The following is a 24,865-nucleotide window of genomic DNA, read 5'->3' on the forward strand; positions in this document are numbered from 1 at the left end:
CTTAACGCGATTGAAAATTCTATAGCTTAATTTTGTCTCTTGAAAACAATTGTCTTGTGAGAACATACCTTACATCATTATATTTAATGCTATTCTTTTTGGGTACGCAATATTGCGCATGGTCACAAATCGAATCTATGCGTCCAGGAACAGGAGCAGATAACTCTGACTTCGTGATTCCCTCTATTCCAAACAGCCCGAATGCAACATTTGACTTTATCAATCCAGAAAATGAAGAAGAGAAATTTGAAAATGCTTTATTTCAACGTTTACAACAACAAATTGCTGCTGAAGAATTAAAAGCCTTAAACAGCAAAGGAATTGTAGATAAAGAAAAATTTTACAAACAGCGAATGAAAGCTGAAATGGATGGTTTAACTGGTAAAATGCCCATTATAGATAAAGATCTAGGAGGTTTTAGTACCACGAGTAAAACTATAACAATATTATGTAGAGATTTTTCTGCCCCAGACGGAGATGTAGTGGCTATTCTTTTAAATGAAGAAACCATCATTCGACATATTGAGCTTACCACTAGTTACCAACAATATACAATCCCGTTAAATGTTGGATTGAATACGGTTTCATTTTTAGCTCTAAATCAAGGGCAATCTGGTCCAAATACAGCTGCTTTTTCTGTATTTGACGAATCAGGAAACTTGTTATCATCAAATATGTGGAATCTAGCGACCGGTGCCAAAGCGTATTTAAGCATCGCGAGAGATCAATGACTATTGAGCAATCAACTGATCAAATAGTTCAAATGAATCTTTGCTATCCCAAGCGGCAGCACCTGTTTTTGAAATTACAATATTCCCTCTTTTATCGATCACATACGTTGCTGGAATACTGTTTGTAGTATTTAACTGAATCGGAACTCTACTGCCAGAGTTGTATACAGGCAAATCATATCCATAATTTTCAAAAAAAGTGGCTACTTTATTTTTATTCTCTTGTGTGACAAATAAAAAAACTACATCGTCTTTGTATTGATTGTACAAATTCTGTATCGCAGGCATTTCAGCACGACAAGGTGGACACCATGTAGCCCAAAAATTGACAAACACTACTTTACCTTTAGCGCTAGAAAGTAATACATCTTGTGTATTGACTCCTCTTAATTGCCATTGGTAATTGTCCAATACTACGGACTCATCTGTTAGGGATGGTGATAATGCAATAGTGCGTAACAAAACTTCTTTAGAGGTTGGATGCAATACCAAGCCCATCGCAATTACAAAAACTATATTACTCCAATGTTTTTTAATAAATTTCTTCATTTCACAAAATTACATCCATTCAAGTGTGATTAGTGTAACATAGATTACATTACTTACAAAAAGTTCTTCATTAAAAATGGTAATTAGTAAATTTGAATATTCGATATTTTACAATCAATATGCAACATCTTAAATTTTTAAATTTAAAAACAGACATACAAAACATAGCACTTGGAGGTTCGACAGCTCAGAATAAAATGGTACCTGATGAACGAAAAAAGAGTCTTTTAAAAACTCCTGTAACCAAAAAAACAAAAAAGGCAGCAGTTTTGGCACTTTTTTACCCCAACAGCCATGGAGAAACCTGCTTGGCTTTAACCTTAAGAGCGAAATACAAAGGCACGCACTCAGCTCAGGTTAGTTTGCCAGGAGGAAAAGTAGAACCTTCGGATAAAAACTTAAAAGAAACCGCGCTTCGAGAAACTTTTGAAGAAATTGGCATTGAACAACATAAAATTCATGTGCTACGAGAGATTACAAATGTATACATACCACCGAGTAATTTTTTAGTAACACCATTTATAGGTGTCATTGATTTCCATCCAAAATTTATTCCCAATCCAGAGGTTGATAAATTGATTGAAGTACCTCTAAAAAACATTCTCGATGAGAAACTCGTTCTTATGGATGAGAAAAAAACCTTTTATGCCGAAAACATAAAAATTCCATATTATAATTTTGAAAATCACATGGTTTGGGGAGCTACTGCCATGATAATCAGCGAGATTAAAGAACTACTAAAAAGACTTTGAAAACCATTTCTTTTTGGTAAATTTGTTGCCACTAAAACTAAACACTTCTCGATGAAACTCATTAAAAAAAATCCTTTTGGTCATATTTTATTTTTAAAAAAATGGCTCATTAGAATCGTTGGGGTTATCTCACATAGAAGATACAATAAGTTTAATAAATTACAGATAGAAGGCTCTGAAATCATAAGAGACTTGCCTGATTCCAATGTGCTTTTTGTAGCCAATCATCAGACTTACTTTGCTGATGTTGCTGCCATGTATCATGTTTTTAATGCATCCTTAAAAGGTAGAGTCGACACTATCAACAACATCGGATATATTTGGAAACCCAAATTGAATATGTATTATATCGCAGCTGCGGAAACAATGAAAGCTGGTTTCTTACCAAAAGTTTTTGCTTATATGGGTTCCGTTTCTATTCAAAGAACTTGGAGAAGCGAAGGTAAAGACATCAAGAGACAGGTGAAGATGTCTGATATTAGCAATATAGGTACTGCACTTAATGATGGTTGGGTTATTACCTTTCCTCAAGGAACCACCAAACCTTTTAACCCGATTAGAAGAGGTACTGCACACATCATAAAAACCTACAAACCGATTGTAATACCAATTGTTATTGATGGTTTTAGACGCTCATTTGACAAAAAGGGTCTTTTGATCAAAAAACGTGGTGTATTACAGAGCATGGTGATTAAAAAACCATTAGATATTGATTACGAAAACGATTCTTTTGATGACATCGTAAAACAAATAGAATTTGCTATTGAGCAACATCCTTCTTTCCTGAAAGTACTCTCTTTAGAAGAATACAAAAAACAAGAAGACGAACTCAATAAACAACGTGAATTTTGGCAATCTTAATTTACTAAATCTTTGATCTTTTTTTGATATTTGATAGATGAAATCAATAGTTTTGTTTATTTTTATCGCAAAAAATTATCAAGATGACCATCACACAACTTAAATACATTCTTGCCGTTGCAGAGCACAAGAATTTTACTGTAGCTTCTGAGCATTGTTTTGTTACACAGCCTACTCTTAGTATGCAAATACAAAAGCTCGAAGACGAATTAGATGTGGTAATTTTTAACCGTACAAAAAAACCAATTACACTTACTGATATTGGTGAGAAAATTGTTTTTCAAGCAAAGACAATCGTAGAAGAAAGCAATCGAATTAACGACATTGTGGACCAACAAAAGGGCTATATTGGAGGCGAGTTTAAAATTGCTATTATACCTACTATCATGCCCACCTTGTTACCGATGTTTTTAAAAACGTTTAACAAAAAGCACCCCAAAGTCAACCTTCAAATAGAAGAACTAACAACTGAAGAGTGTATCAAAAAATTATCCGATGGATATATTGATGTTGCCATTGCTGCAACTCCACTTGAAAACCCAAATATAAAAGAACGCCCATTGTATTATGAACCGTTCATGGGATTCGTACCTGATTCTAACAAATTGGCTTCTAAAAAATTATTATCTGTAGATGAATTAGACTCAGATGATATTTTATTATTAAAAGATGGTCATTGTTTCAAAGAAAGCATTTTAAACATGTGTGGCTCGTTTGCTTCTCCAAATGCAAAGTCATTTCGTCTGGAAAGTGGAAGTTTCGATACATTGATCAAATTAGCCAAAGAAAATTTAGGGATGACATTATTACCATACCTACATAGTATGGATTTATCAGAACCTGATAAAAAATTCTTGCGTGAATTTGAAAAACCCGTTCCGGCTAGAGAAGTGAGTTTGTTGTATCACAAATCTCAACTAAAGATGCATATGATAGAAGCTTTAAAAGATACTATTGATGGAATTGTTAGAGGTGCCATCTCTTTTAGCGATGTCAAAATTATCAGCCCACTTGCAAGTAAAAAATAACTGAAATAAAAAAGACTATAGAATAAACTATAGTCTTTTTTATTTTATGCTACCAACGATAAGCTTTGCCTTAACTCTGGTTTTCCATGCGTGTATTCATTTAACCAAATCTTAAGCTCTTCTACTTCGTAAGGCAACAATTTCTTCAACGCTTTTTCTAGTTCCTTCTGAAACAATTCAGCATTGAAGCTTACCTTTTGTAAAACTTCTTTTGTGTAATCAAATACTGCTCTTGCCATCTTTATTTTTTTTGGGGTATTGTACTTTTTCAACACCCAAATATAATCAAAAAAAAAGCCAGAATAATTGTCTGACTTTTAATTTTAACATATTGTTATTAACATTTGTTATAATGCATTGATTTTTTCTGCAAGTCCGTTCGAAACCGATATCAATTCCGCCTTAATAGCTGAAAAATGTGCTTTTTTACTTTCAACATCTTTCACGTGAATTTTATCCATTAAACCATCAAAAGAAGCAATTGCTTCGTTGATAATCTCTTGTGCTTTTGAAGCATCTGCATCTGGATTGTCAAATTCCCAAACATAACATGCTTCGATCAAATCACCTAAGATATTATGTATGTCTTTTTTTAAATTTTTAATTGCTGCCATATTGTATGTTTTTATTTAATGCGTAAAATTACGTCTTTTATCTCATATAGTTGTACAACGAACCGTTAAGGTATTATTTTTAAAAGTTCATGAATAGACTTAAAGGTTTTAAAAGAACCTTCTTTACAGTCTGAAGAAGCAACCTGTTCGTGTAACCAAGTGGTATGATAAGGAATATGAATAGCAGATGCACCGATAGAAACCAACGGTAAAATATCAGACTTTAACGAGTTTCCAATCATTAAAAACTCCTCTGGTTTGATATCTAGATGTTTCACAATTTTCAAATAATCCGACTCCTTTTTATCACTCATTACTTCCACATGGTGAAAATAATTCAACAAGCCCGACTTTTCTAGTTTCCGTTCTTGATCTAACAAATCTCCTTTTGTCGCAACAATCAACCTGTATTTTTTATGAAAAGTTTTGAGCACTTCTTCTACTCCATCTAACAACTCTATCGGTTTTTGCAACATGTCTTTTCCCAGAGCAACGATTTCTTCAATTACCGAAGCGGGTACATTTTTGTTAGAAATTTCAACAGCCAATTGAACCATCGATAAAATAAAGGCTTTTACACCGTATCCATATATTGGCAAATTATCTATTTCTACTCTATACAATTCTTGCCCGATTTTATTTTCTGTTTCGTACGGAGACAACAAACGGGCTACCTCGTGTTCGGCTTCTCTAAAATAGGGTTCATTAACCCAAAGCGTATCGTCAGCATCAAAGGCAATAACTTTTATTTTATCAAAATCTATTTCCATAATTTATTTGCTGTAACTAAATCCTCTTCTGTATCAATCCCGATCACTTTGAAAGGAGTTTCTACCATTTTTATTTTTTTACCATACTCTAAAAATCGAATTCCTTCTAACTTTTCTGTAGCCTCGTTTTGCTGCATTGGCATTTGAGTAAATGCCGTGAGCGCCGATTTACGAAAAGCATAGATACCTATATGCTTGTAATAAGTTGAGTTTATTTCTTTGTTTTGTGGGTAAGGAATTGGGGATCTAGAAAAATACATCACGCAATTTGAAGAATCCATCACTACCTTTACGTTGTTAGGGTTTTCAATTTCATCCCATGTATTCATAGGATGTACCAAAGAGGCAAGGTCTATTTGTTTCTTTGGATCAGCTTTGAAAACGTCAATCAAATCCCTCAACGGCTCCATTCGTGTAAAAGGTTCGTCTCCTTGAACATTTACAACAATATCAACATCTAGGTTTTCGGCAGCTTCAGCAATTCTATCAGAACCTGTTTCGTGCTCTTTGAGACTTCTAAAAACCTTTCCTCCAGCAGCAGAGACTTCTTTCTCTATCACATCACTATCAGTCACCACATATACCTCATCAAAAAGTTTTGTTGCTTTTACAGCCTCATAAGTTCTTACTATTACGGGTTTGCCTGCCAAATCTTTCAATAATTTCCCTGGAAACCTAGAAGCTCCATACCGAGCAGGAATCATAGCTATAACTTTCATAAAAATATCTGTCTACCTGAGTTAAATTAGTCTTTCTATATATTTTTCAAAGATAAAGAAAAGGGAAACACCTCAGTTAATTGTAATCGTAAATAAAGTAAGTATCTTTTTTTTTGTACTTTAGAGCAGTATGAAAAATTAAAAACCTAAAAATGGTTGTCTTCAAAAATTGTTATCATCATACTTTTAATTTCAAAATTAACAGGCATTTTGACATGTCTGAATTTTCGTTTACAACCTTAACTTAACATTTATTTTATGAAAAAATTAGTAGCAGAATTTATCGGAACTATGTGGCTTGTATTAGGAGGCTGTGGAAGTGCAGTTTTAGCAGCAGGCTATCCTGAATTAGGAATTGGTTTTGTAGGAGTATCGCTTGCATTTGGTTTAACCGTTGTAACCATGGCCTATGCCATTGGACACATCTCAGGGTGTCATTTAAATCCAGCTGTTTCAATCGGTTTGTGGATGGGAGGTAGATTCGAAGCCAAAGAATTAGTCCCTTATATAATTTCACAAGTTTTAGGAGGAATTGCTGGTGCAGGAATTTTATACATCATTGCAAGCGGAAAAGCAGGATTCGAATTGAACGGGTTTGCTTCAAACGGGTACGGTGCACATTCACCAGATGGTTATGGTATGACAGCTGCATTAGTTACAGAAATTGCTATGACATTCATGTTTTTAATTGTAATTTTGGGTGCGACACACTCTAAAGCTCCAAAAGGGTTTGCTGGATTGGCGATTGGATTGGCTTTGACTTTGATACATTTAATAAGTATCCCTGTTACCAATACTTCTGTAAACCCTGCAAGAAGTACGAGTCAAGCGATCTTTAATGGTGGCTGGGCGATGGATCAGTTATGGCTGTTTTGGGTTGCTCCAATTATTGGTGCTATTTTGGCAGGAGTCGTTTATAAATATTTATCACCTGAAGAATAACAACTAATCTAACAAAAATGAACATCGACCTTACAGAGTTAATGAAATCTTCTAAAGACAGTTTAGAAGGGAAATGGGGACTTGCAATTGGTACCTTTTTAGTATTTATTTTAATTTCTACCGGATTACAACTATCCGCTGAAAAATATCCTATGTCTGGATTCATAACTTTATTGATATCAGGACCATTCGGAGTTGGTTTATCTGGTTTCGCGTTAAAACTTTCAAGAAATGAAGAAGCTCGATTTGAAGATTCTTTCGCGGGTTTCTCTAATTTTCTGAATTCGTTTTTAGCATACCTCTTGATTTTAATCATCGTTGCTGGAGGAATCATTCTATTTATTATTCCTGGTATCATTGCAGCTATGGCTTTAAGTATGACCTATATTATCCTTTCTGAAGACCCAAATATATCTGCTTTAGACGCATTGAAAAAGAGCCATAAAATGATGGATGGCTACAAAATGAAATATTTCTTTTTATCATTAAGATTCTTCGGGTTAGGACTTTTATGTATACTAACATTAGGTATAGGATTTTTTTGGCTGATGCCTTATATGTACGTTACCAATGCCAAATTTTATGATCAAATCAAAGATGTACACACTATAGAAATCATTGATTAACAAATTAACTAACGTTTATCTTTTGTTAAAAAAAGCATAGATAAGCTATGGGTAACAAATAAATTCATTACATTTGAATCACGATGAAAGAAATCTTTAACATAGCACAACTTCAACAAGTCGTTTTAACCGCATTAAAAGCAATTTTTAATATGGATAAAAAAACTATGTCTCCTATTTGTATTAAAGTAGAAAAACAAAAAAGCCCTTTCAATCGCTTCGATAGATAATATATAATTTATACAACAATATAAAGGTGCTTTTTTAACGAAAAGCACCTTTTTTTATTTCATTAATTTAAAACAACAAGTATGAAAACAACAATTCAAAAAATCAAAATCACCATGAAAAATTTTATTGCAACGGTATCCTTATTACCTAATTACACTGAATACAAATACCTAAAAATCTACAATTCAAATTGAAAATAAAAAATTATGAAAACAACATTTGCAACTCAAAGAAATACCTATTCGTTTAACATTACTAAAAATGACGTAAACGAAAATAAAAAACTAACACCTTCTGTTCTTTATACAAAAATGCAAGCTATTGCAACCAATAGCTTGAAAGAATTAGAAGCTGACAAATCTATACATCAATATCTCTTTAAACTAAATATGCTAAAAAATGCATCGTTAAGAGATAGACTGAAAATCACACATACAGTGCAAAAATACAACGACACTGAAATCGTGTTTTCTGTGCGTGTTTCAAAAGAAAACAGCAAGGAAAACCCTCTTATTTGTGATGCAATATTTGGATTCAAATTACTAGATAAAGTCGCATTACATAGTGCTTCTTAATATAAAAACCGATGTACAGTACATCGGTTTTTTAATTTTTAACTGTTACTTTTGAATAGCCTATCTTTGCAGCTTAATAAAACATATGACATTCAAAGATTTAGAGATCGTTGCTCCTATTCAAAAAGCATTAGACTCAAAAGGGTACACACACCCAACCCCCATTCAACAACAAGCTATCCCGTTATTATTAGAAGGACAAGACTTATTGGGTTGTGCGCAAACGGGAACTGGTAAAACAGCTGCATTTGCTATTCCAATCATACAAAAGCTTTTCAATAGCTCAAATACAAAAAAACGCCCAAAACGCATAAAAGCTCTTGTGGTAACACCCACTAGAGAACTTGCCATTCAGATTGAAGAAAATTTTGAAGAATATTCTAAACATACCCACCTAAAAAACACTGTTATTTTTGGTGGTGTAAAACAAGGAACACAAGTAAATCGGTTAAAACAAGGTGTAGATATATTAATTGCTACTCCTGGCAGATTGTTAGATTTGATCAACCAAAATATTATCTCTCTTCGATATATAGAATATTTCGTTTTAGATGAAGCAGATCAAATGTTAGACATGGGATTTATTCATGATATCAAACGAATCATAAAACTATTACCCGAAAAGCGACAATCCTTATTTTTTTCAGCCACGATGCCGCAAAACATCAAAGAATTGTCTGAAACCATATTAAACAATCATCAAACAATTACGATCCAACCTAAACAAGCTACTGCAGAAAAAGTTGGACAATCTGTTTATTTCGTCAAAAAAAGCGACAAAATAAATTTACTGATTGAATTATTACAAAAAGAACCTAAAGCGACCACCATTGTTTTTTCAAGAACCAAACACGGTGCGGATAAAGTGGTAAAAAAATTGATGAAAGCAAATATAAAAGCTGCTGCTATTCATGGGAATAAGTCACAAAATGCACGTCAAAGAGCTTTAGGAGCATTTAAAAAAGGAGAACTCAATGTTTTGATTGCAACAGATATTGCAGCCAGAGGCATTGACGTCTCTGATTTGGCATTCGTTATCAATTTTGATTTGCCAAATATTCCTGAAACTTACGTACATCGGATAGGAAGAACTGGTAGAGCGAAAGCAAGTGGTGAAGCTATCTCATTCTGTGATATGGAAGAAAGAGCTTATTTAAGAGATATTGAAAAACTTATCAATCAAAAAGTACCGGTAATCTCTGATCACTCTTTTGTTGATGATTCTAAAGAAACCAACGAAAAGAAAAAACCTTCAAAACAAAAACAACAATTTAGAAGAAAAGGTAATGTAAATAAAGGCAAACCTAAGAGATCTTCAAATGGACCAAGAGGTTAACGACAATCTTTTCCATTAAAATATTTGTAAAGTTTAAGTTAATCTATTAGCATTTTTACAATGTTTTAAATATTTATTAGTTTTTTTAGCAATATAATACTACATTTATAGCAACTAAAATTAATTATTACAAAAAATGAGCAAAGGAACAGTAAAATTCTTCAATGAAACTAAAGGTTTTGGTTTTATTACTGAAGAAGGATCAAACAACGAACATTTCGTTCACGTAACAGGTTTAATCGATGAAATCCGTGAGGGTGACGAAGTAGAATTTGAATTACAAGAAGGAAGAAAAGGTATGAATGCAGTAAACGTAAAAGTTATCTAAGCACATATTTTAAAGTATTAAAAAAGCCTATCAAAATTTGATAGGCTTTTTTATTGCTTTTGACTTACAGCTTCTTAACACGCTTCAACGACAAATGATTGATAGGATTCATACCTAAACCACGCACATTTTTCTGAGTAAAACGAACAACCTCATCATAATACAATGGAATCACGGGGGCTGATGACATCAACAAACTATCCATTTTTTGATACAACTTCTGACGCTCTTTTTTATCTACAGTTTGAATAGAAGTTTCAAACAGTTTATTAAAATCTTTATTTTTGTAATGGGTATAATTAGGGCCATTCGGAGAAAATTTATCGCTATGAAAAATAAACAAATAATTTTCTGCATCAGGGTAATCGGCGACCCAACTCCCTCTAAAAACACTTAATTGACCATTCACTTTAGTTTGACGTAAAGTCGAAGGCGGCATCACATCTATCTCTATATTCAAACCTGTTTTTTCAACCTCTCTTTGAATGTATTTACACAAATCTAAATATTGACTATTCGTACTAATCGTAACTGAAGGTTCCCTAGCTCCTGTTTCTTCCATATACGACTTCACTAATTCTTTTGCTATTTTCGGTTGATAATCATACCCTTTCATATTACAAAATGAAGGAAGTCCTTTAGGAATAAAACCATTGACTGCAGGAGTACCTATGCCATTTCTTAAATACAGAATCATTTTTTCACGATCAAAAGCATAATTGAGCGCTTTTCTAATCTTTAGTGACTGCACTTCATCTTCCTCAGAGTCTAAATAAACACCTAAATATTCTGTGTTCAAATACGGACCTCTCATCATATAAATTTTATTCTTGTAACGCTCCGTTAAACTTCCATCAGTCGTTAACAAATCATCTTTATAAGAAGCATCGATGCTATTTAAAAAGTCAAGATTACCTTGAACAAATTGTAAAAATTCACTTTGTTTATCAGATAAAAAACTAATCGCTACAGCTTCCATGTATGGCAAACGATTTCCTTCTTGATCTCTTTCGTGGTATTGCTGATTCTTTCTGAAAACCAATTTCGTATTTTCTACCCATAATTTAAACTGAAACGGACCTGTACCTATCGGGTTTGATCTAAATTTATCTTTGAAAAAAAGTATTGCTTCCTCCGGCACAACTGCACAATATCGCATACTCATTAAACTTAAAAATGGCGGAAAAGGTTCGTGTAACTCAACTTTAAAAGTGAAAGAATCCAACGCCCGATACTCTTTTACGTGTTCTAACACCCATTTTCCAGGTGAGGCAACAGATGGATCTTTCAATCTGTTAAAACTATACACAAAATCTTCTGCAACAACTGTCCGCGTAGAATCTGAACCAAACAAGGGATGCTTATGAAATAACACATCAGTTCTTAAATGAAAAATATACGTTTTACCTCCGTTTAAAACGTCCCAAGAACTTGCAATATCGGGCAGCACTTCTAAAGAATCATTGAGTTGAACCAAACCATTGAACAATTGATTTGTCGCCCATATAGTTCGTAAATCTTTTGCAAAAGCAGGATCTAATGTAGTTATATTGGATGCCTCGTTGTACCTAAAAACTTTATTTAAATTGTTCTTTTTTTTATTCGTCGAGCAACCTACTACAAATAGCGTTATCGCAAAAACCGTAAGAAATCGCTTCATCATATATTTACAATCCAAAACCATAGTCTTTTTCAACTTTACATATTCTCACCTTAAAAGACTTGTACCACAAATCACGACCTTTATTTCTAGCCACTGAATGTTCCTCTTCCTCTTTCCATTTTTTTATAGCTTCTAAACTCTCCCAGTAAGATACGGTAATTCCTAACTCTTCACGAGCAGATTCAAACCCTAAAAATCCCTTTTGTTTGTTTACCAGCACCTCCATTCTTGAAGCCATGTCGCCATAACCTTCAGTAGTATCAGTAAGTATACTTGTAAAAATCACAGCATAATAGGGTGTATTCAGCGTCTCAGCAATCATATAATTCTATTGTTTTTTAATTTCTACATGCAAATATTTACTCTATAATCTTGCAAAAAAATTAAGTTTAAAGGCGTACTTTTGTACTCGCTAAAAGTACAAGAATGAATGCACAAAAAAAAGTAGCATTTTACACCTTAGGATGTAAATTAAATTTTTCTGAAACATCGACAATTGCAAGAAGTTTCCAGAACGAAGGATTTGATCGTGTCGAATTTGAAGAGAAGGCTGATATCTACGTGATTAACACTTGTTCAGTTACCGACAATGCTGATAAACGTTTCAAATCTATCGTAAAAAATGCCTTGAAAAAAAACGAAGATGCTTTTTTAATCGCAATTGGTTGCTATGCTCAATTAAAACCTGAAGAACTGGCAAATGTAGAAGGAGTTGATTTGGTTTTAGGTGCTACTGAAAAATTTAAAGTGACAGATTATATCAATGATCTATCTAAAAACGACCTAGGTGAAGTACATTCTTGTGAAATTGGAGAAGCTGATTTTTATGTAGGCTCTTATTCTTTTGGTGATCGAACGAGAGCTTTTTTAAAAGTACAGGATGGATGTGATTATAAATGTACTTATTGTACGATTCCTTTGGCAAGGGGAATTTCAAGAAGCGATACTTTAGAAAATGTATTAAAAAATGCTGAAGAAATTTCTAAAAAGAACATCAAAGAAATTGTACTAACAGGTGTAAACATTGGAGACTACGGAAAAGGTGAATTCGGAAACAAAAAGCACGAACATACTTTTTACGAATTGGTGCAAGCATTGGATGAAGTTGATGGTATTCACCGATTGAGAATTTCTTCTATTGAGCCGAATTTGTTAAAAGATGAAACTATCGATTTTGTTTCAAAATCTAAAACCTTCGTTCCTCATTTCCATATTCCTCTGCAAAGCGGAAGTGATACTTTATTGAAATTGATGAAACGCAGGTACCTTAGACAGGTTTATACAGACCGAGTTACCAGCATCAAAGAAAAAATGCCAAATGCTTGTATAGGAGTTGACGTAATTGTTGGATTCCCTGGAGAAACAGACGAACTTTTCTTGGAAACCTACAACTATCTAAATGAATTGAACATCTCGTATTTACATGTATTTACCTATTCAGAAAGACCCAACACTGAAGCAGAACACATGGAAGGTGTTGTACCTGCAAATGTTCGAAAAAAGCGAAGTAAGATGCTACGCGGGTTGTCTGTAAAAAAGAGACGTGCCTTCTACGAGAGTCAACTTAACTCTGAACAAACTGTTTTGTTTGAGAGTGAAAACAAAGAAGGATACATTCAAGGTTTTACCGAAAATTATGTCAAAGTAAAAACACCTTGGAACCCGAGTTTAGTCAATACAATTCACGCTGTAAAATTAACAGAAATTGATGAAGACGGACTCGTTAGGTTTGATTGGATGTCATAATTTTTTCTGTAACTTACCAGAATGAAAAAGCATGTTTATTTTGTTCCCGGTACCGCTGCCAATTCAAAAATATTTGAAAGGATCGCATTGCCGAAAGAACAATTCGAAATGCATTTTCTCGAATGGATTTCACCCATTTCAAAGAATGAAAATTTGGTCTCTTATGCCAAACGCTTTTCTGAACGAATCAGACATAAAAATCCAATTATAATAGGTGTTTCATTCGGTGGTGTACTCACACAAGAAATTAGCAAAATTTTACCCTGTGAAAAAGTTGTTATCATTTCAAGCATTCAAAACAAATACGAATTACCTGCTAGACTTAAATTAATTAAATTTTCTAAACTCTATCGATTAGCCCCGATAAAACTTATTGACCCTATAGAAAAATTAATTGCATTATTGTACGGAAAAAAAGCAAAAAATAGAATCGACGCATACAAAATGTACTTGTCTATTCGAGCCCCATTATACTTGAAATGGGCAATACATGCTGTTCTAAATTGGGAACAAAAAATCTCTCTGCCGAATACGATCCATCTACATGGAACCAATGACAAAATATTCCCTATAGAAAATATACATCATTGCATCCCGATTCAAAAAGGATCTCATATCATGATTATCAACAAAGCGCATATAATCAATAAAATTTTATTAGAAAAACTTCAATAATGGCTCGAAATTTGTAACTTTAAAAATAGTGACAATACCATTTTTTCAATTACTTACACCATGACTACGTTTAATAAAATTCTTTTTGCCTTTTTACTGATTTGTACCACATCACTGCTGTTTATAAATAGTACCAATGAACCCGAAAAAAACACGAGTGATTCGTATCAGATAAAAGCCTTAAAAATTCCGAATAATATCGATTTCTGCGGAGAAAGAGTTCCACTAGAAAAAAAAGATATTCGAGAACGAATGGATAAAGAATTATTGGTCAATACATATTGGCAATCAAATGCATTGTTGTTGATTAAAAGATCTCATAAATACTTCCCAATCATTGAGCCTATTCTAGAAAAACATGGTATCCCAAATGATTTTAAGTATTTGGCTGTTATTGAAAGTGGACTAGAAAACGTTACCTCTTCAGCAGGTGCGAAAGGTTTTTGGCAATTAATGCCGCATACTGCTAAAGAAAGAGGACTAGAAGTAAATAGCAATGTTGATGAACGTTACCATATAGAAAAAGCTACGGAAGCTGCATGTATGTATCTAAAAAAATCAAAAGAACTATTTGGAAATTGGACCATGGCTGCAGCTGCTTACAATGCTGGAAATAGAGGAATTACTCGAAATTTAGAACAACAACAAGTGAATGATTATTACGACTTACTGTTAAGTTCAGAAACCCAGAGATATGTACCTCGAATTATCGCTATTAAAGAAATTTTGAGCTACCCAGAACATTATGGTTTTGTTTTTGAAAAGGAAGATTTGTACCAATTGGAAAAAACAAAGTTGGTTCGCGTAGATACCGCAATTTCGAATATCGCTTTGTTTGCTAAAACTATGGACTGCAACTACAAAGAATTAAAACTGCACAACCCATGGTTGCGAGAGAATAAACTACACAATAAATCAAGAAAAGAATATTTAATCAAAATACCTCAATAAGTAAAAAACATACATGACAGTAACAACAACCATCTTAATACTCATCTTTATAGGGTTGTCGGCAGGTATAATTAGTGGACTTGTTGGAATTGGTGGTGGAATTATTATGGTTCCTTTATTCGTCTTCTTACTTGGTTATACCCAACATAATGCTCAAGGTTTGAGTTTGGCAATTATGCTGCCACCTGTCACCTATTTTGCAGTCGCTAACTATCACAAAGCAGGTGAAGTCAATTGGAAGTATACAATAATTGTTGCCCTTTTCTTTACAGTAGGTGGTTTTCTAGGTTCAGAAATAGCTTTGAGTATTGACCAGGTCTCTCTTAAAAAAGTTTTTGGGGGAGTGATGTTTCTTGCAGGTATAAAAATGCTTTTTGGTAAATAAATCGATGATGCTACAAACGAAATCTAAAAATACATCAGATTACAAACGTATTCTAATTCTCATTGGAATTGGAATACTGGCTGGTATCATGAGTGGACTAGTTGGAGTTGGTGGTGGCATTGTCATGGTGCCATTATTTGTATATCTACTAAATTTCACCCAACACAACGCACAAGGATTAAGTTTGGCCGTAATGTTACCTCCAGTAACTTATTTTGCTGTGAGTAACTACAACCATAATGAACCTATCAATTGGTATTTTATGGCTGCCATCGCCATCTTGTTTTCGATAGGAGGTTTTATCGGTTCAAAAATTGCACTAAGGATAAACCAAAAGTCACTAAAAAAAATATTCGCTGTACTTCAACTTATTGTAGCAACAAAAATGATTTTCGATTTTTAAGGCAATTATCAAAATAAAGGACTACTTCTAATAACATTGTATTCTTCAATCATATCATTAATTATCGCTTCCGCTGATTCTACATTTTTTATCATCCCCGCTATTTGACCTATTTCTAACATCCCGTTTTTTAAATCACCCTCAAACATTCCTTTTTTCAATCTTCTTCTTCCAAGAAACTCTTTCAGTTCTTCTACGGAATGACTTTTTGCATAAGCAACCAATTCTTGATAAAACTCATTCTTAATCATTCGTACAGGAGCAATTTCTTTTAAAGTTAACATTGTCTCTCCTTCTCGCGTTTCTACAACTTTATTTTTAAAATTTTCATGTGCTGAAGATTCTATGCTAGCTGCAAAACGACTTCCAACTTGTACTCCATCAGCCCCCAAAACCATAGCAGCCAACATACCTCTTCCGGTAGCAATACCTCCTGCAGCAATAAGAGGTATTTTTATTTTACTTTGAATAAGTGGTATCAAAGTAAATGTCGTACTCTCTTCTCTCCCATTATGCCCTCCTGCCTCAAAACCTTCAGCAACGATAGCATCAACACCTGCTTCTTCTGCCTTGAGCGCAAACTTTAAACTACTAACTACATGAACCACAATAATACCATGTTCTTTTAAACGCTTTGTATACAATTTGGGATTCCCTGCAGATGTAAAAACTATTTTTACATTTTCTTCAATGATAATATTGATCAACTCCTCGATATTAGGGTAAATCATTGGGATGTTTACACCAAAAGGTTTATTCGTTGCTTTTTTACATTTTTGCACATGCTCTCTAAACATGTCTGGATACATCGAACCTGAACCGATCAAACCTAATCCACCTGCATTGCTAACTGCAGCCGCCAATTTATATCCACTTACCCACACCATACCACCTTGAATGATAGGATATTTTATTTTAAATAATTCTGTTATTGTACTCTTTATCATTGCTACAAAAATAAGAGATGATGTTAGAACTGTTAGCTATTTCTTCACTATTTTTACAAGCCTTTTTTCTCCATACAATTTAAACTCAACAAAGTAAATATTGGGAGTCAGCTCACTAATATCTATAGTTTGATCTGAAGGATGGTTCACAATCACCTTGATGGTCTTACCTAACACATTTCTTATTAGTATCGAGTCGTACACAACAGGCGTTTCAGTTGAAATAATAAACTGACTATCAACTGGATTTGGAAACAGTTTGTTTTTTTTGGAAGAAGTATTGGAAACGGATAATGAATTATACACTGATTGAAAATCAGGTACGCCATACCCTTTTTGGTCGGTAGGATTCTGAAATAAATCTCCAGAACTTACAATCAATTGTTTGATTTGCTCTGCTGTTTTATTTGGAAAAGCTTCCCATAAACAAGCAGACATTCCTGCCATGATAGGAGAAGAAAACGAAGTTCCATTTGACAAAGCAATATTTCCTAAACTATTGATGACATATACATTTCTTCCCTGTGCCAAAACTTCTGGTTTTACCCTCATATCAGCTGTAGGTCCAAAAGAACTAAAACTAGCAATTATTTCATTGGCATCTACCGCACCAACGGTTAATACAGATGCCACATCAGCCGGAGCAGAAATAAATTTCCATGAGCTATTACCTTCATTACCTGCTGAAGTAACTAATAACATTCCCTTCGACCCTGCAACGCTAGCACCTCTTGAGATAAACGTAGTTGCACCATTCATATCAGCATAGGTATAATTGTAGGAACTATCGTCGAAAGTAGTATAACCTAAAGAAGTATTAATAATATCAACTCCTAAACTATCTGCTTTTTCCGCAGCCTCTACCCATAAACTCTCTTCTAAAGTAGATTCTGAACTAGGATTTTCTGTTACAAACAAATAAAACTGTGCATCTGGTGCTGTCCCAACAAATTGATTTTCTAAAAAACCTGCTATTGTCGACAATACAGATAGCCCATGAGTACTTCCCGTATTTACATAAAAATTATTTGTACGATTCAAATAATCGAATCCACCCAAAATCTCACCATTATCCATATTGTTATCATGCAGCTTTGAAAATGCTGCAAATGACTCTACTCCCTTAAAACCTGCATCTAAAACTGCTATTTGTAATCCTTTTCCAGTATACCCAAGTTCATGCAAGAAATCTCCCTGTAGCATCTCAACTTGATTTTGGGTAACACCATAATCTATTGAAGTGTTTTCAACTGTTTTTTCTATTAAAAACTTATTCCTTTTTTTGAATTGCGCTTTGTTTAATGATGTGTCACAAAACTCAACAAGACTCACAATATTTAACGATAAAAGTGCTTGAATATCAGATTCCGTTCCTTGAATATGTAGTGCATTGAGCCATTTAGATTTTGCCTTTACTACTATTCCTGAGGCAGCCGTAATTTGATTTATATAACTCGATTCAACAGGAACATCCTTACTGTCAATTGCAATTCCTTGTTTCACCCTTCTATCGATAGAGCGTTGCGACAACATTAAAATTGGGTTATTCAAAAAACTTGCCTCAGACGGTTTGTCTTTAAAATACACCCATGCATCTTCGGTTTGGGAAACGCCAAAATAACAACTGAATAAAAAGACATATACAAGAGACTTCATCAACACAAAATACAATTTTATTGTGAAAAAAAAATACCCTTCGACTAGCTAAGGGTACTTTTAATATTATTATCAGATTGTTACTTAAACCAACTTCTTGGCATTTTTTACCTTTTGTTTGGTCAATGCAATTTCAATAACATCTTTCATTTCAGTAACATAATGAAACTTCAAACCTTTCAAATACGATTCTTTAATTTCATCTATATCTCTTTTGTTTTCAGCGCAAAGAATAATTTCTTTGATATTTGCTCTTTTCGCTGCAAGTATTTTTTCTTTGATACCTCCCACAGGTAAAACTTTACCTCTTAAAGTAATTTCTCCGGTCATTGCAAGATTTGATTTCACTTTCTTTTGCGTTAATACAGACACCAAAGAAGTCAACATCGTAATACCTGCACTTGGTCCATCTTTTGGTGTAGCACCTTCTGGTACATGGATATGGATTTTATAATCATCCAGAACTTTTTGATCAATACCGAATTCCTCAAGATTTGCTTTGATATATTCAAGAGCAATCGTAGAAGATTCTTTCATTACTTTTCCAAGATTTCCTGTTATCGAAAGCTCTCCTTTCCCTTTAGAAAGAATTGATTCGATGAACAAAATATCTCCTCCTACACTCGTCCATGCCAAACCGGTAACAACGCCAGCTACACTATTATTTTCGTATTTATCTCTTTCTAAACGAGAAGCTCCTAGAATGGTTTCTATATCCTCGTCTGAAAGTTTTACGTTGTATTCATCTTCCATTGCGATTGACTTTGCAGCATATCTCACAACTTTCGCAACTTGTTTCTCTAAAGTTCTTACTCCAGATTCTCTTGTGTAACCTGTTACAATTTTCTCTAACTGTGCTTTACCTACTTTTAAATGTTCCGTAGTTAAACCGTGTTCTTTTAATTGTTTTGGAAATAAGAATTTTTTGGCAATTTCCGTTTTCTCTTCAATCGTATATCCTGAAACATTGATCAATTCCATTCGATCTCTTAGCGCCCATGGAACTTCACCAATGTTATTTGCAGTTGCGATAAACAAAACTTTTGATAAATCGTATCCAACCTCTAAATAGTTATCGTAAAACTCTGTATTTTGCTCTGGATCTAACACTTCTAACATCGCCGCAGAAGGATCTCCGCTATGACTTGAAGCCAATTTATCAATTTCATCTAAAACAAAAACTGGATTTGAAGTTTTTGCTTTTTTCATATTCTGAATCAACCTACCTGGCATTGCACCTATATAAGTTTTTCTGTGACCTCTAATCTCAGATTCATCTCTCAAACCACCTAAAGACATACGAATATATTTTCTTCCCAATGCCTCAGCAACGGACTTCCCTAAAGAAGTTTTACCTACACCAGGAGGGCCATACAAACAAATAATTGGCGATTTCATATCACCTTTAAGTTTCAAGACAGCCAAATGCTCGATAATTCTTTCTTTTACTTTTTCCAATCCGAAATGATCTCTATTCAGAATTTTCTCAGCACGCTTTAAATCAAAATTATCTTTAGAATATTCATTCCAAGGCAACTCTAGCAACAACTCTAAATAATTTCTTTGGATAGAATATTCAGGCATTTGAGGGTTTATTCGTTGCAAACGAGAAACCTCTTTATCGAAACGTTCTTGCACTTCTTTGCTCCACTTTTTGTCTTTCGCTTTGGCTTTTAACTCATTCAACTCTTCGTCATGCGAAACACCACCCAATTCTTCTTGAATTGTTTTTAATTGCTGTTGCAAATAATATTCACGTTGTTGTTGATCCATATCAACACGTGTTTTAGATTGAATATCGTTACGCAAAGCCAAACGTTGCAATTCTTTATTCAACTCTTTTAAGGTAGTAATCGCACGTTCTTTTAAACTGCTCTTCTCTAATAAGTTTTGCTTTTTCTTCACACTTAAATTCATGTTCGAAGAAATAAAATTCACCAAAAAAGATTGACTTTGAATATTTTTAATCGCAAAACCAGCTTCAGAAGGTAAATTCGGATTTTCTTTAATCACTTCAAGCGCAGACTCTGTTACAGAAGCCATAATTTCTTTAAATTCTTCTGTGTCTTCAATAAAACTATCCTCTAAAAAGTCTTGTGTCGTTGCTTTTAAATAAGGTTCTTCTTGAATCACTTCCTTAATTTGGAATCGTTTCTTACCTTGAATAATAACGGTTGTATTTCCATCAGGCATCTTCAATACACGCAATATTTGTGCAACTACTCCAACTTTATGAATGTCTTTTTCTGTAGGTGTTTCAATAGAATCATCAATTTGAGATACAACTCCCAATACCTTATCTCCTTTGTTAACATCTTTGATCAACTGAATCGACTGGTCTCTACCTGCTGTAATCGGAATTACAACTCCAGGAAAAAGCACAGTATTTCTCAAAGGAAGAATAGGCAATACTTCAGGGATTAACTCTTTGTTGATTTCTTCCTCATCTTCAGCCGTCATCAATGGAATCAATTCAGAATCTTCATCCAACATATTTTGTAAAGACAAACTGTCTATTTTTATTACTTTAGAATTACTCATAAGCGTATTTTACTGTCAAACTGACACTATATTTATATTCAAAAAAATCGCTCAACGAATCACATATTCGTTAAGTCCTTATAAAACAAAGGCTTTACTAAAAAGCAGTCTTATGTTACATTAAGTATTTCAATTCTCGTGCCAATTACAAAAGACCAATGCGCCCCTCCTAATCTAATTCATCTACTAACTGAAATTCAAAAAGCAATTCTTCATCGTTTCGTTCTATTAACAAATCAACATTTTTATTTTTCTTTTCATAAAAATGCTCAATAATATCAGCATATGATTTTTCATGAACAGGAATTCCATCTATCTCAAGCAAAACATCTCCTTCTTTAAGTCCACCCAAATCGCCCGGAGATCCTTTGCGGACATTTGCGATAACATAAGATGGTTTCAATGCAAAATAGTAACCCAATGAGATCGTTTGTCCATTTTCAAGTGTTGTGCGTCCGTTTTGTAAAAATTCAAGCACCATCACACTACCATTATAATTAATTTCTAATCCACTCATGTTGTAATAAAACGCATCTCTATAATCAGAATTTTTTTTCAAATACATTTTTTGCAGTCTATAATCAAACCATACGGTAAAACGTTTCAGAATTCCTGCACCGACAGTACCACTTCTTCCTTTGATTTTCTTTGCCCTTTCTGCTACATCTTCATTTAAAAATGAAACAATTGGATTACCGAAACTATAACCTCCAAATTCAAAATTTTCAATTCTTGACTTATCTCCATGCAAACTTCCTGTAAGACTTTCCCCTAAGAAATCAGTAAAATACTTTGGTGGCAAGGTTTGAAATTTACTCGCATCTTTGAACAACCATAGTGCATCTGTACCTCCGGTATCTATCAATAACTTCACTGGTACATCAGTGGAATCTGACTCATGAATTTGCACTTTACCTTGCAGGTACGGTTTTTCGTTATGAAAAACCAAAGGCACTGATTTTACTTTATCTTCTTTGAACTTTTTTTTGTAAAAATAAGATCTATCATACACGGTAAGTTTTTTAGATTTATAATCGATTTTGACAACATTATTTCTAAAAAAATCAGACCCAATCAAACCGTGAATGGCGATTCCTGTTTTTGCTGAAAAATTAAGTTTATCGTCTTTCAACAAGAAGAAATTTTTATTTTTCAACTCCATTCTTTTATAAGAAATTGTATTTCCGACAGACACAAAAGCGGGAATAGGATCACCGTAGCCAAAACCACGTAATTTGACTTCTTTCAAAGAATCGTTGATATGAAAGTTTTGATTTTCACCTAAGAAAATAATATTTCCTCTGACACCAGTATCTAAAATAAAATCACCTTGAACTCCATTTATTTCTAGTGGTAGAATAATTAAATTGTTTATAAACTTAAAATGAATATGTTGCCATCTCTTACCAGAGACCAGATTACTTTTTTGTTGAGCAATCAAAGAAAAAGCAAACAAGAAAAACCCAAAGTATAACAGTTTTGTTTTCAATACAATTTCTATTTAAAACCAATTTACAAAAGATTTTAAGCATTAAGAAAAAACTAAGTCATTATTAAAGAAATTAACATTATATATAGTAAATTTGTCGCTGTTTTATCAATATTATTTAACCATTAATAAACATGCCTGAAATATCTAAAAAAGGAATATTAACTCCAGAATCTCCAATAAGAAAATTGGTTCCGTATGCAGAAGCGGCTAAAAAAAATGGAGTTCATATATACCATTTAAATATTGGGCAACCTGATATTAAAACACCTCAAGTTGCTTTGGATGCGGTTAAAAATAATAATGTAGAAATATTGAGTTATTCTACCTCTAACGGTTCTGAAGCATACCGTCAGAAGTTAGCTGACTATTACGACGACAATGAAATCGACATCAACAAAGATAATATCATTGTTACTACAGGTGCCTCAGAAGCATTATTATTTACGATTGCATGTATCACAGACCCACATGATGAGATCATTATCCCTGAACCTTTTTATGCAAACTACAATAGTTTCGCCATTGCAGAAGGGGTAAATGTTGTGCCAATAACTTCTACCATAGAAGAAAATTTTGCCTTGCCTAAAATTTCAGATTTTGAAAAAGTCATTACTTCAAAAACCAAGGCTATTTTAATTTGTAACCCAGGAAATCCAACTGGTGTTGTTTATTCGAAACAAGACATTCATCAATTAAAGGAATTAGCTCTCAAATACGATTTGTTTTTGATTGCAGATGAAGTATATCGAGAATTTGTTTATGACGGCAAAGAGCACTATTCTATTTTAAGTGAGTCAGGCATGGAACAACATGCTATTATGATTGATTCAATCTCCAAAAGATACAGCATGTGTGGGGCAAGAATCGGTTGTATTGTTTCTAAAAACAAAGACTTTTTATTTACAATTATGAAAATGGCTCAGTCAAGATTGAGTCCACCTACCTATGCTCAAATTGCAGCGGAAGCCGCTTTAGACACTCCAAAAAAATATTTTACCGAAGTTGTTTCTGAATACACCCAACGCAGAAATATATTGGTAGAAGCACTTCATAAAATTGATGGCGTAACGGTATTTACACCCCAAGGTGCATTTTACTGTATTGTACAATTACCTGTTGATGACACAGATATCTTTGCACAATGGATGCTTGAAAAATTTTCTGACAACAACGAAACGTTGATGGTAGCTCCTGCTAGTGGATTTTACACGACTGAAAATATTGGTAAAAAGCAAATAAGAATTGCTTATGTGTTAAACCAAAAAGATTTGATACGTTCGGTGGAAATTCTTAAACTAGCATTAGAAAAGTACCAACAAGAAAACTAGCACTTGCATGCACCAACAAAAAAATATATCCCTAAAAGAGTTCAATACTTTTGGAATTGATGTAAAGGCAAAAAGCTATATATCGGTTACATCGAAAGCTGAACTTGTAGAAGTTTTATCTAAAAACAAAGATGTATTTATTTTAAGTGGAGGAAGTAATTTATTGTTGACTAAAGACATTGATCAACTTGTCGTACATCTCAATACAAAAGGTATTCTTGAAGAAAACAAAACACCTTCTGAAACAATAGTAACGGTTCAAGCTGGTGAAAACTGGCATGACTTTGTTTTATGGTGCATTGGCAAGAATTACGGTGGTTTAGAAAATTTATCATTAATACCGGGAAATGTAGGAACCTGCCCTATCCAGAATATCGGAGCTTATGGTGTTGAAGTAAAAGATTGTATTAACTCTGTTGAAGCTATTGAAATTGCTACAGGGAAAACAAAACATTTTTCAACAGAAGAATGCGAATTTGGATACAGAAACTCTGTTTTTAAAAACGAACTAAAAGGTAAATATGTTATTTGCTCGGTGAGTTTTATATTGAAATCTAAGGAGCATGAATTGAATTTCTCTTACGGGGCGATTCAAAATGAATTGCATGCAAATGGGATCAAAGAACCTTCAATCAAAAACATCAGCGATGCTGTAATTTCGATTCGAAATTCTAAACTTCCAAATCCGAAAGAGATAGGAAATAGTGGTAGTTTTTTTAAAAACCCAATAATTTCTAAAAATCACTTTATCGAACTTCAAAAAAAGTTCCCGAATATTCCTTCGTACCCAGTTTCAGAAACTGAAATAAAAATTCCGGCCGGTTGGTTGATTGAACAAAGTGGCTTTAAAGGAAAACGAATTGGAAACACAGGTTCACATAAAAACCAAGCGTTGGTTTTGGTGAATTATGGCAATGCGACAGGCAAAGAAATATTTGAACTTGCACAAAAGATTCAAAAAACGATCAAAACTAATTTTGATATAGATCTTGAAATTGAGGTAAATGTAATCTGAC

Annotated in this window: 27 protein-coding genes; 16 read left to right on the forward strand and 11 right to left on the reverse strand. The window is 33.6% G+C overall.

What is annotated here, in order from left to right:
- Nucleotides 1–56: 56 nt before the first annotated feature.
- The gene (locus tag F6P99_RS10360) at nucleotides 57–731 is read left to right on the forward strand and encodes a hypothetical protein (RefSeq protein WP_152287407.1); all 675 of its coding nucleotides are present in this window, start codon (nucleotides 57–59) and stop codon (nucleotides 729–731) included.
- Here F6P99_RS10360 and F6P99_RS10365 read toward each other — a convergent pair whose 3' ends face one another.
- A complete protein-coding gene (locus F6P99_RS10365) occupies nucleotides 732–1,280 on the reverse strand; it encodes a TlpA family protein disulfide reductase (protein ID WP_152287408.1) in 549 nt (182 codons plus the stop codon).
- A gap of 119 nt (nucleotides 1,281–1,399) precedes the next feature.
- On the opposite strand from F6P99_RS10365, the gene F6P99_RS10370 reads away from it, so the two are divergent.
- The 3 genes from F6P99_RS10370 (at nucleotide 1,400) to F6P99_RS10380 (ending at nucleotide 3,921) form a co-directional block, all read left to right on the forward strand.
- A complete protein-coding gene (locus tag F6P99_RS10370) occupies nucleotides 1,400–2,032 on the forward strand; it encodes an NUDIX hydrolase (protein ID WP_152287409.1) in 633 nt (210 codons plus the stop codon).
- A 51-nt stretch (nucleotides 2,033–2,083) separates the two neighbouring features.
- The gene (locus F6P99_RS10375) at nucleotides 2,084–2,893 is read left to right on the forward strand and encodes a lysophospholipid acyltransferase family protein (protein ID WP_152287410.1); all 810 of its coding nucleotides are present in this window, start codon (nucleotides 2,084–2,086) and stop codon (nucleotides 2,891–2,893) included.
- An 83-nt stretch (nucleotides 2,894–2,976) separates the two neighbouring features.
- Nucleotides 2,977–3,921, forward strand: a complete 945-nt coding sequence (locus F6P99_RS10380; protein WP_152287411.1) for a hydrogen peroxide-inducible genes activator — start codon at nucleotides 2,977–2,979, stop codon at nucleotides 3,919–3,921.
- Between the two features lie 44 nt (nucleotides 3,922–3,965).
- Here F6P99_RS10380 and F6P99_RS10385 read toward each other — a convergent pair whose 3' ends face one another.
- The 4 genes from F6P99_RS10385 to kdsB form a co-directional block, all read right to left on the reverse strand.
- Nucleotides 3,966–4,160 (reverse strand): hypothetical protein, encoded by a 195-nt coding sequence (locus F6P99_RS10385; protein ID WP_152287412.1) that lies wholly within the window; start codon nucleotides 4,158–4,160, stop codon nucleotides 3,966–3,968.
- 108 nt (nucleotides 4,161–4,268) lie between these two features.
- Complete coding sequence (locus tag F6P99_RS10390; protein ID WP_152287413.1) at nucleotides 4,269–4,535, reverse strand: hypothetical protein; 267 nt, start codon at nucleotides 4,533–4,535, stop codon at nucleotides 4,269–4,271.
- 65 nt (nucleotides 4,536–4,600) lie between these two features.
- On the reverse strand, nucleotides 4,601–5,305 hold the full coding sequence (locus F6P99_RS10395) for an HAD family hydrolase (protein WP_152287414.1): 705 nt from the start codon (nucleotides 5,303–5,305) through the stop codon (nucleotides 4,601–4,603).
- On the reverse strand, nucleotides 5,296–6,024 hold the full coding sequence (kdsB, locus tag F6P99_RS10400) for a 3-deoxy-manno-octulosonate cytidylyltransferase (RefSeq protein ID WP_152287415.1): 729 nt from the start codon (nucleotides 6,022–6,024) through the stop codon (nucleotides 5,296–5,298). The genes F6P99_RS10395 and kdsB overlap by 10 nt, the downstream gene beginning before the upstream one ends.
- A 258-nt stretch (nucleotides 6,025–6,282) precedes the next feature.
- Between kdsB and aqpZ the strand changes: the two genes are divergently transcribed.
- The 5 genes from aqpZ (at nucleotide 6,283) to F6P99_RS10425 (ending at nucleotide 10,062) form a co-directional block, all read left to right on the forward strand.
- A complete protein-coding gene (gene aqpZ, locus F6P99_RS10405; protein WP_152287416.1) occupies nucleotides 6,283–6,966 on the forward strand; it encodes an aquaporin Z in 684 nt (227 codons plus the stop codon).
- A 17-nt stretch (nucleotides 6,967–6,983) separates the two neighbouring features.
- Nucleotides 6,984–7,592, forward strand: a complete 609-nt coding sequence (locus F6P99_RS10410; RefSeq protein ID WP_152287417.1) for a DUF975 family protein — start codon at nucleotides 6,984–6,986, stop codon at nucleotides 7,590–7,592.
- A 437-nt stretch (nucleotides 7,593–8,029) separates the two neighbouring features.
- The gene (locus F6P99_RS10415; protein WP_152287418.1) at nucleotides 8,030–8,398 is read left to right on the forward strand and encodes a hypothetical protein; all 369 of its coding nucleotides are present in this window, start codon (nucleotides 8,030–8,032) and stop codon (nucleotides 8,396–8,398) included.
- A gap of 85 nt (nucleotides 8,399–8,483) precedes the next feature.
- Entirely contained in the window at nucleotides 8,484–9,734 is a 1,251-nt protein-coding gene (locus tag F6P99_RS10420) for a DEAD/DEAH box helicase (RefSeq protein WP_152287419.1), read from the forward strand.
- Between the two features lie 136 nt (nucleotides 9,735–9,870).
- Nucleotides 9,871–10,062, forward strand: a complete 192-nt coding sequence (locus F6P99_RS10425; protein ID WP_152287420.1) for a cold-shock protein — start codon at nucleotides 9,871–9,873, stop codon at nucleotides 10,060–10,062.
- A 64-nt stretch (nucleotides 10,063–10,126) separates the two neighbouring features.
- On the opposite strand, the gene F6P99_RS10430 is transcribed toward F6P99_RS10425, so the two are convergent.
- Nucleotides 10,127–11,725: an ABC transporter substrate-binding protein gene (locus F6P99_RS10430; RefSeq protein WP_152287421.1), complete on the reverse strand. Its 1,599-nt coding sequence runs from the start codon at nucleotides 11,723–11,725 to the stop codon at nucleotides 10,127–10,129.
- 4 nt (nucleotides 11,726–11,729) lie between these two features.
- Nucleotides 11,730–12,047 carry an antibiotic biosynthesis monooxygenase family protein gene (locus F6P99_RS10435; protein ID WP_152287422.1) on the reverse strand — a complete coding sequence of 106 codons (318 nt, stop codon included), beginning with the start codon at nucleotides 12,045–12,047 and terminating at the stop codon, nucleotides 11,730–11,732.
- Nucleotides 12,048–12,151: 104 nt separating this feature from the next.
- Between F6P99_RS10435 and mtaB the strand changes: the two genes are divergently transcribed.
- The 5 genes from mtaB to F6P99_RS10460 are packed head-to-tail and all read left to right on the forward strand — an operon-like array spanning nucleotide 12,152 to nucleotide 15,885.
- Entirely contained in the window at nucleotides 12,152–13,471 is a 1,320-nt protein-coding gene (gene mtaB, locus F6P99_RS10440) for a tRNA (N(6)-L-threonylcarbamoyladenosine(37)-C(2))-methylthiotransferase MtaB (protein ID WP_152287423.1), read from the forward strand.
- Between the two features lie 21 nt (nucleotides 13,472–13,492).
- The gene (locus F6P99_RS10445; protein WP_152287424.1) at nucleotides 13,493–14,146 is read left to right on the forward strand and encodes an alpha/beta hydrolase; all 654 of its coding nucleotides are present in this window, start codon (nucleotides 13,493–13,495) and stop codon (nucleotides 14,144–14,146) included.
- A gap of 60 nt (nucleotides 14,147–14,206) precedes the next feature.
- Nucleotides 14,207–15,097 carry a lytic transglycosylase domain-containing protein gene (locus tag F6P99_RS10450; RefSeq protein ID WP_152287425.1) on the forward strand — a complete coding sequence of 297 codons (891 nt, stop codon included), beginning with the start codon at nucleotides 14,207–14,209 and terminating at the stop codon, nucleotides 15,095–15,097.
- A gap of 13 nt (nucleotides 15,098–15,110) precedes the next feature.
- On the forward strand, nucleotides 15,111–15,482 hold the full coding sequence (locus F6P99_RS10455) for a TSUP family transporter (RefSeq protein WP_152287426.1): 372 nt from the start codon (nucleotides 15,111–15,113) through the stop codon (nucleotides 15,480–15,482).
- A 4-nt stretch (nucleotides 15,483–15,486) separates the two neighbouring features.
- Entirely contained in the window at nucleotides 15,487–15,885 is a 399-nt protein-coding gene (locus F6P99_RS10460) for a sulfite exporter TauE/SafE family protein (RefSeq protein WP_317162583.1), read from the forward strand.
- Between the two features lie 8 nt (nucleotides 15,886–15,893).
- Here F6P99_RS10460 and F6P99_RS10465 read toward each other — a convergent pair whose 3' ends face one another.
- From F6P99_RS10465 to F6P99_RS10480, 4 genes are all read right to left on the reverse strand, one after another.
- Complete coding sequence (locus tag F6P99_RS10465) at nucleotides 15,894–16,832, reverse strand: NAD(P)H-dependent flavin oxidoreductase (RefSeq protein ID WP_394349541.1); 939 nt, start codon at nucleotides 16,830–16,832, stop codon at nucleotides 15,894–15,896.
- A gap of 36 nt (nucleotides 16,833–16,868) precedes the next feature.
- Nucleotides 16,869–18,488: a S8 family serine peptidase gene (locus tag F6P99_RS10470; protein WP_152287427.1), complete on the reverse strand. Its 1,620-nt coding sequence runs from the start codon at nucleotides 18,486–18,488 to the stop codon at nucleotides 16,869–16,871.
- Nucleotides 18,489–18,572: 84 nt separating this feature from the next.
- Nucleotides 18,573–21,029, reverse strand: a complete 2,457-nt coding sequence (lon, locus tag F6P99_RS10475) for an endopeptidase La (protein WP_152287428.1) — start codon at nucleotides 21,027–21,029, stop codon at nucleotides 18,573–18,575.
- Between the two features lie 169 nt (nucleotides 21,030–21,198).
- A complete protein-coding gene (locus tag F6P99_RS10480; protein WP_152287429.1) occupies nucleotides 21,199–22,518 on the reverse strand; it encodes a PDZ domain-containing protein in 1,320 nt (439 codons plus the stop codon).
- Between the two features lie 134 nt (nucleotides 22,519–22,652).
- Here F6P99_RS10480 and F6P99_RS10485 point away from each other — a divergent pair, with 134 nt between their 5' ends.
- Nucleotides 22,653–23,849 carry a pyridoxal phosphate-dependent aminotransferase gene (locus tag F6P99_RS10485; protein WP_152287430.1) on the forward strand — a complete coding sequence of 399 codons (1,197 nt, stop codon included), beginning with the start codon at nucleotides 22,653–22,655 and terminating at the stop codon, nucleotides 23,847–23,849.
- A 7-nt stretch (nucleotides 23,850–23,856) separates the two neighbouring features.
- Nucleotides 23,857–24,864: a UDP-N-acetylmuramate dehydrogenase gene (gene murB, locus F6P99_RS10490; RefSeq protein WP_152287431.1), complete on the forward strand. Its 1,008-nt coding sequence runs from the start codon at nucleotides 23,857–23,859 to the stop codon at nucleotides 24,862–24,864.
- Nucleotide 24,865: the final 1 nt, after the last annotated feature.

Source organism: Flavicella marina (assembly GCF_009193215.1).
GTDB lineage: Bacteria > Bacteroidota > Bacteroidia > Flavobacteriales > Flavobacteriaceae > Flavicella > Flavicella marina.

Bases quoted from the DNA above. Each gene is read 5' to 3' on its own strand.
- F6P99_RS10365 (WP_152287408.1), bottom strand. From the start codon at position 1,280: ATGAAGAAATTTATTAAAAAACATTGGAGTAATATAGTTTTTGTAATT.
- F6P99_RS10370 (WP_152287409.1), top strand. From the start codon at position 1,400: ATGCAACATCTTAAATTTTTAAATTTAAAAACAGACATACAAAACATA.
- F6P99_RS10375 (WP_152287410.1), top strand. From the start codon at position 2,084: ATGAAACTCATTAAAAAAAATCCTTTTGGTCATATTTTATTTTTAAAA.
- F6P99_RS10380 (WP_152287411.1), top strand. From the start codon at position 2,977: ATGACCATCACACAACTTAAATACATTCTTGCCGTTGCAGAGCACAAG.
- F6P99_RS10385 (WP_152287412.1), bottom strand. From the start codon at position 4,160: ATGGCAAGAGCAGTATTTGATTACACAAAAGAAGTTTTACAAAAGGTA.
- F6P99_RS10390 (WP_152287413.1), bottom strand. From the start codon at position 4,535: ATGGCAGCAATTAAAAATTTAAAAAAAGACATACATAATATCTTAGGT.
- F6P99_RS10395 (WP_152287414.1), bottom strand. From the start codon at position 5,305: ATGGAAATAGATTTTGATAAAATAAAAGTTATTGCCTTTGATGCTGAC.
- kdsB (WP_152287415.1), bottom strand. From the start codon at position 6,024: ATGAAAGTTATAGCTATGATTCCTGCTCGGTATGGAGCTTCTAGGTTT.
- aqpZ (WP_152287416.1), top strand. From the start codon at position 6,283: ATGAAAAAATTAGTAGCAGAATTTATCGGAACTATGTGGCTTGTATTA.
- F6P99_RS10410 (WP_152287417.1), top strand. From the start codon at position 6,984: ATGAACATCGACCTTACAGAGTTAATGAAATCTTCTAAAGACAGTTTA.
- F6P99_RS10415 (WP_152287418.1), top strand. From the start codon at position 8,030: ATGAAAACAACATTTGCAACTCAAAGAAATACCTATTCGTTTAACATT.
- F6P99_RS10420 (WP_152287419.1), top strand. From the start codon at position 8,484: ATGACATTCAAAGATTTAGAGATCGTTGCTCCTATTCAAAAAGCATTA.
- F6P99_RS10425 (WP_152287420.1), top strand. From the start codon at position 9,871: ATGAGCAAAGGAACAGTAAAATTCTTCAATGAAACTAAAGGTTTTGGT.
- F6P99_RS10430 (WP_152287421.1), bottom strand. From the start codon at position 11,725: ATGATGAAGCGATTTCTTACGGTTTTTGCGATAACGCTATTTGTAGTA.
- F6P99_RS10435 (WP_152287422.1), bottom strand. From the start codon at position 12,047: ATGATTGCTGAGACGCTGAATACACCCTATTATGCTGTGATTTTTACA.
- mtaB (WP_152287423.1), top strand. From the start codon at position 12,152: ATGAATGCACAAAAAAAAGTAGCATTTTACACCTTAGGATGTAAATTA.
- F6P99_RS10445 (WP_152287424.1), top strand. From the start codon at position 13,493: ATGAAAAAGCATGTTTATTTTGTTCCCGGTACCGCTGCCAATTCAAAA.
- F6P99_RS10450 (WP_152287425.1), top strand. From the start codon at position 14,207: ATGACTACGTTTAATAAAATTCTTTTTGCCTTTTTACTGATTTGTACC.
- F6P99_RS10455 (WP_152287426.1), top strand. From the start codon at position 15,111: ATGACAGTAACAACAACCATCTTAATACTCATCTTTATAGGGTTGTCG.
- F6P99_RS10460 (WP_317162583.1), top strand. From the start codon at position 15,487: ATGATGCTACAAACGAAATCTAAAAATACATCAGATTACAAACGTATT.
- F6P99_RS10465 (WP_394349541.1), bottom strand. From the start codon at position 16,832: ATGATAAAGAGTACAATAACAGAATTATTTAAAATAAAATATCCTATC.
- F6P99_RS10470 (WP_152287427.1), bottom strand. From the start codon at position 18,488: ATGAAGTCTCTTGTATATGTCTTTTTATTCAGTTGTTATTTTGGCGTT.
- lon (WP_152287428.1), bottom strand. From the start codon at position 21,029: ATGAGTAATTCTAAAGTAATAAAAATAGACAGTTTGTCTTTACAAAAT.
- F6P99_RS10485 (WP_152287430.1), top strand. From the start codon at position 22,653: ATGCCTGAAATATCTAAAAAAGGAATATTAACTCCAGAATCTCCAATA.
- murB (WP_152287431.1), top strand. From the start codon at position 23,857: ATGCACCAACAAAAAAATATATCCCTAAAAGAGTTCAATACTTTTGGA.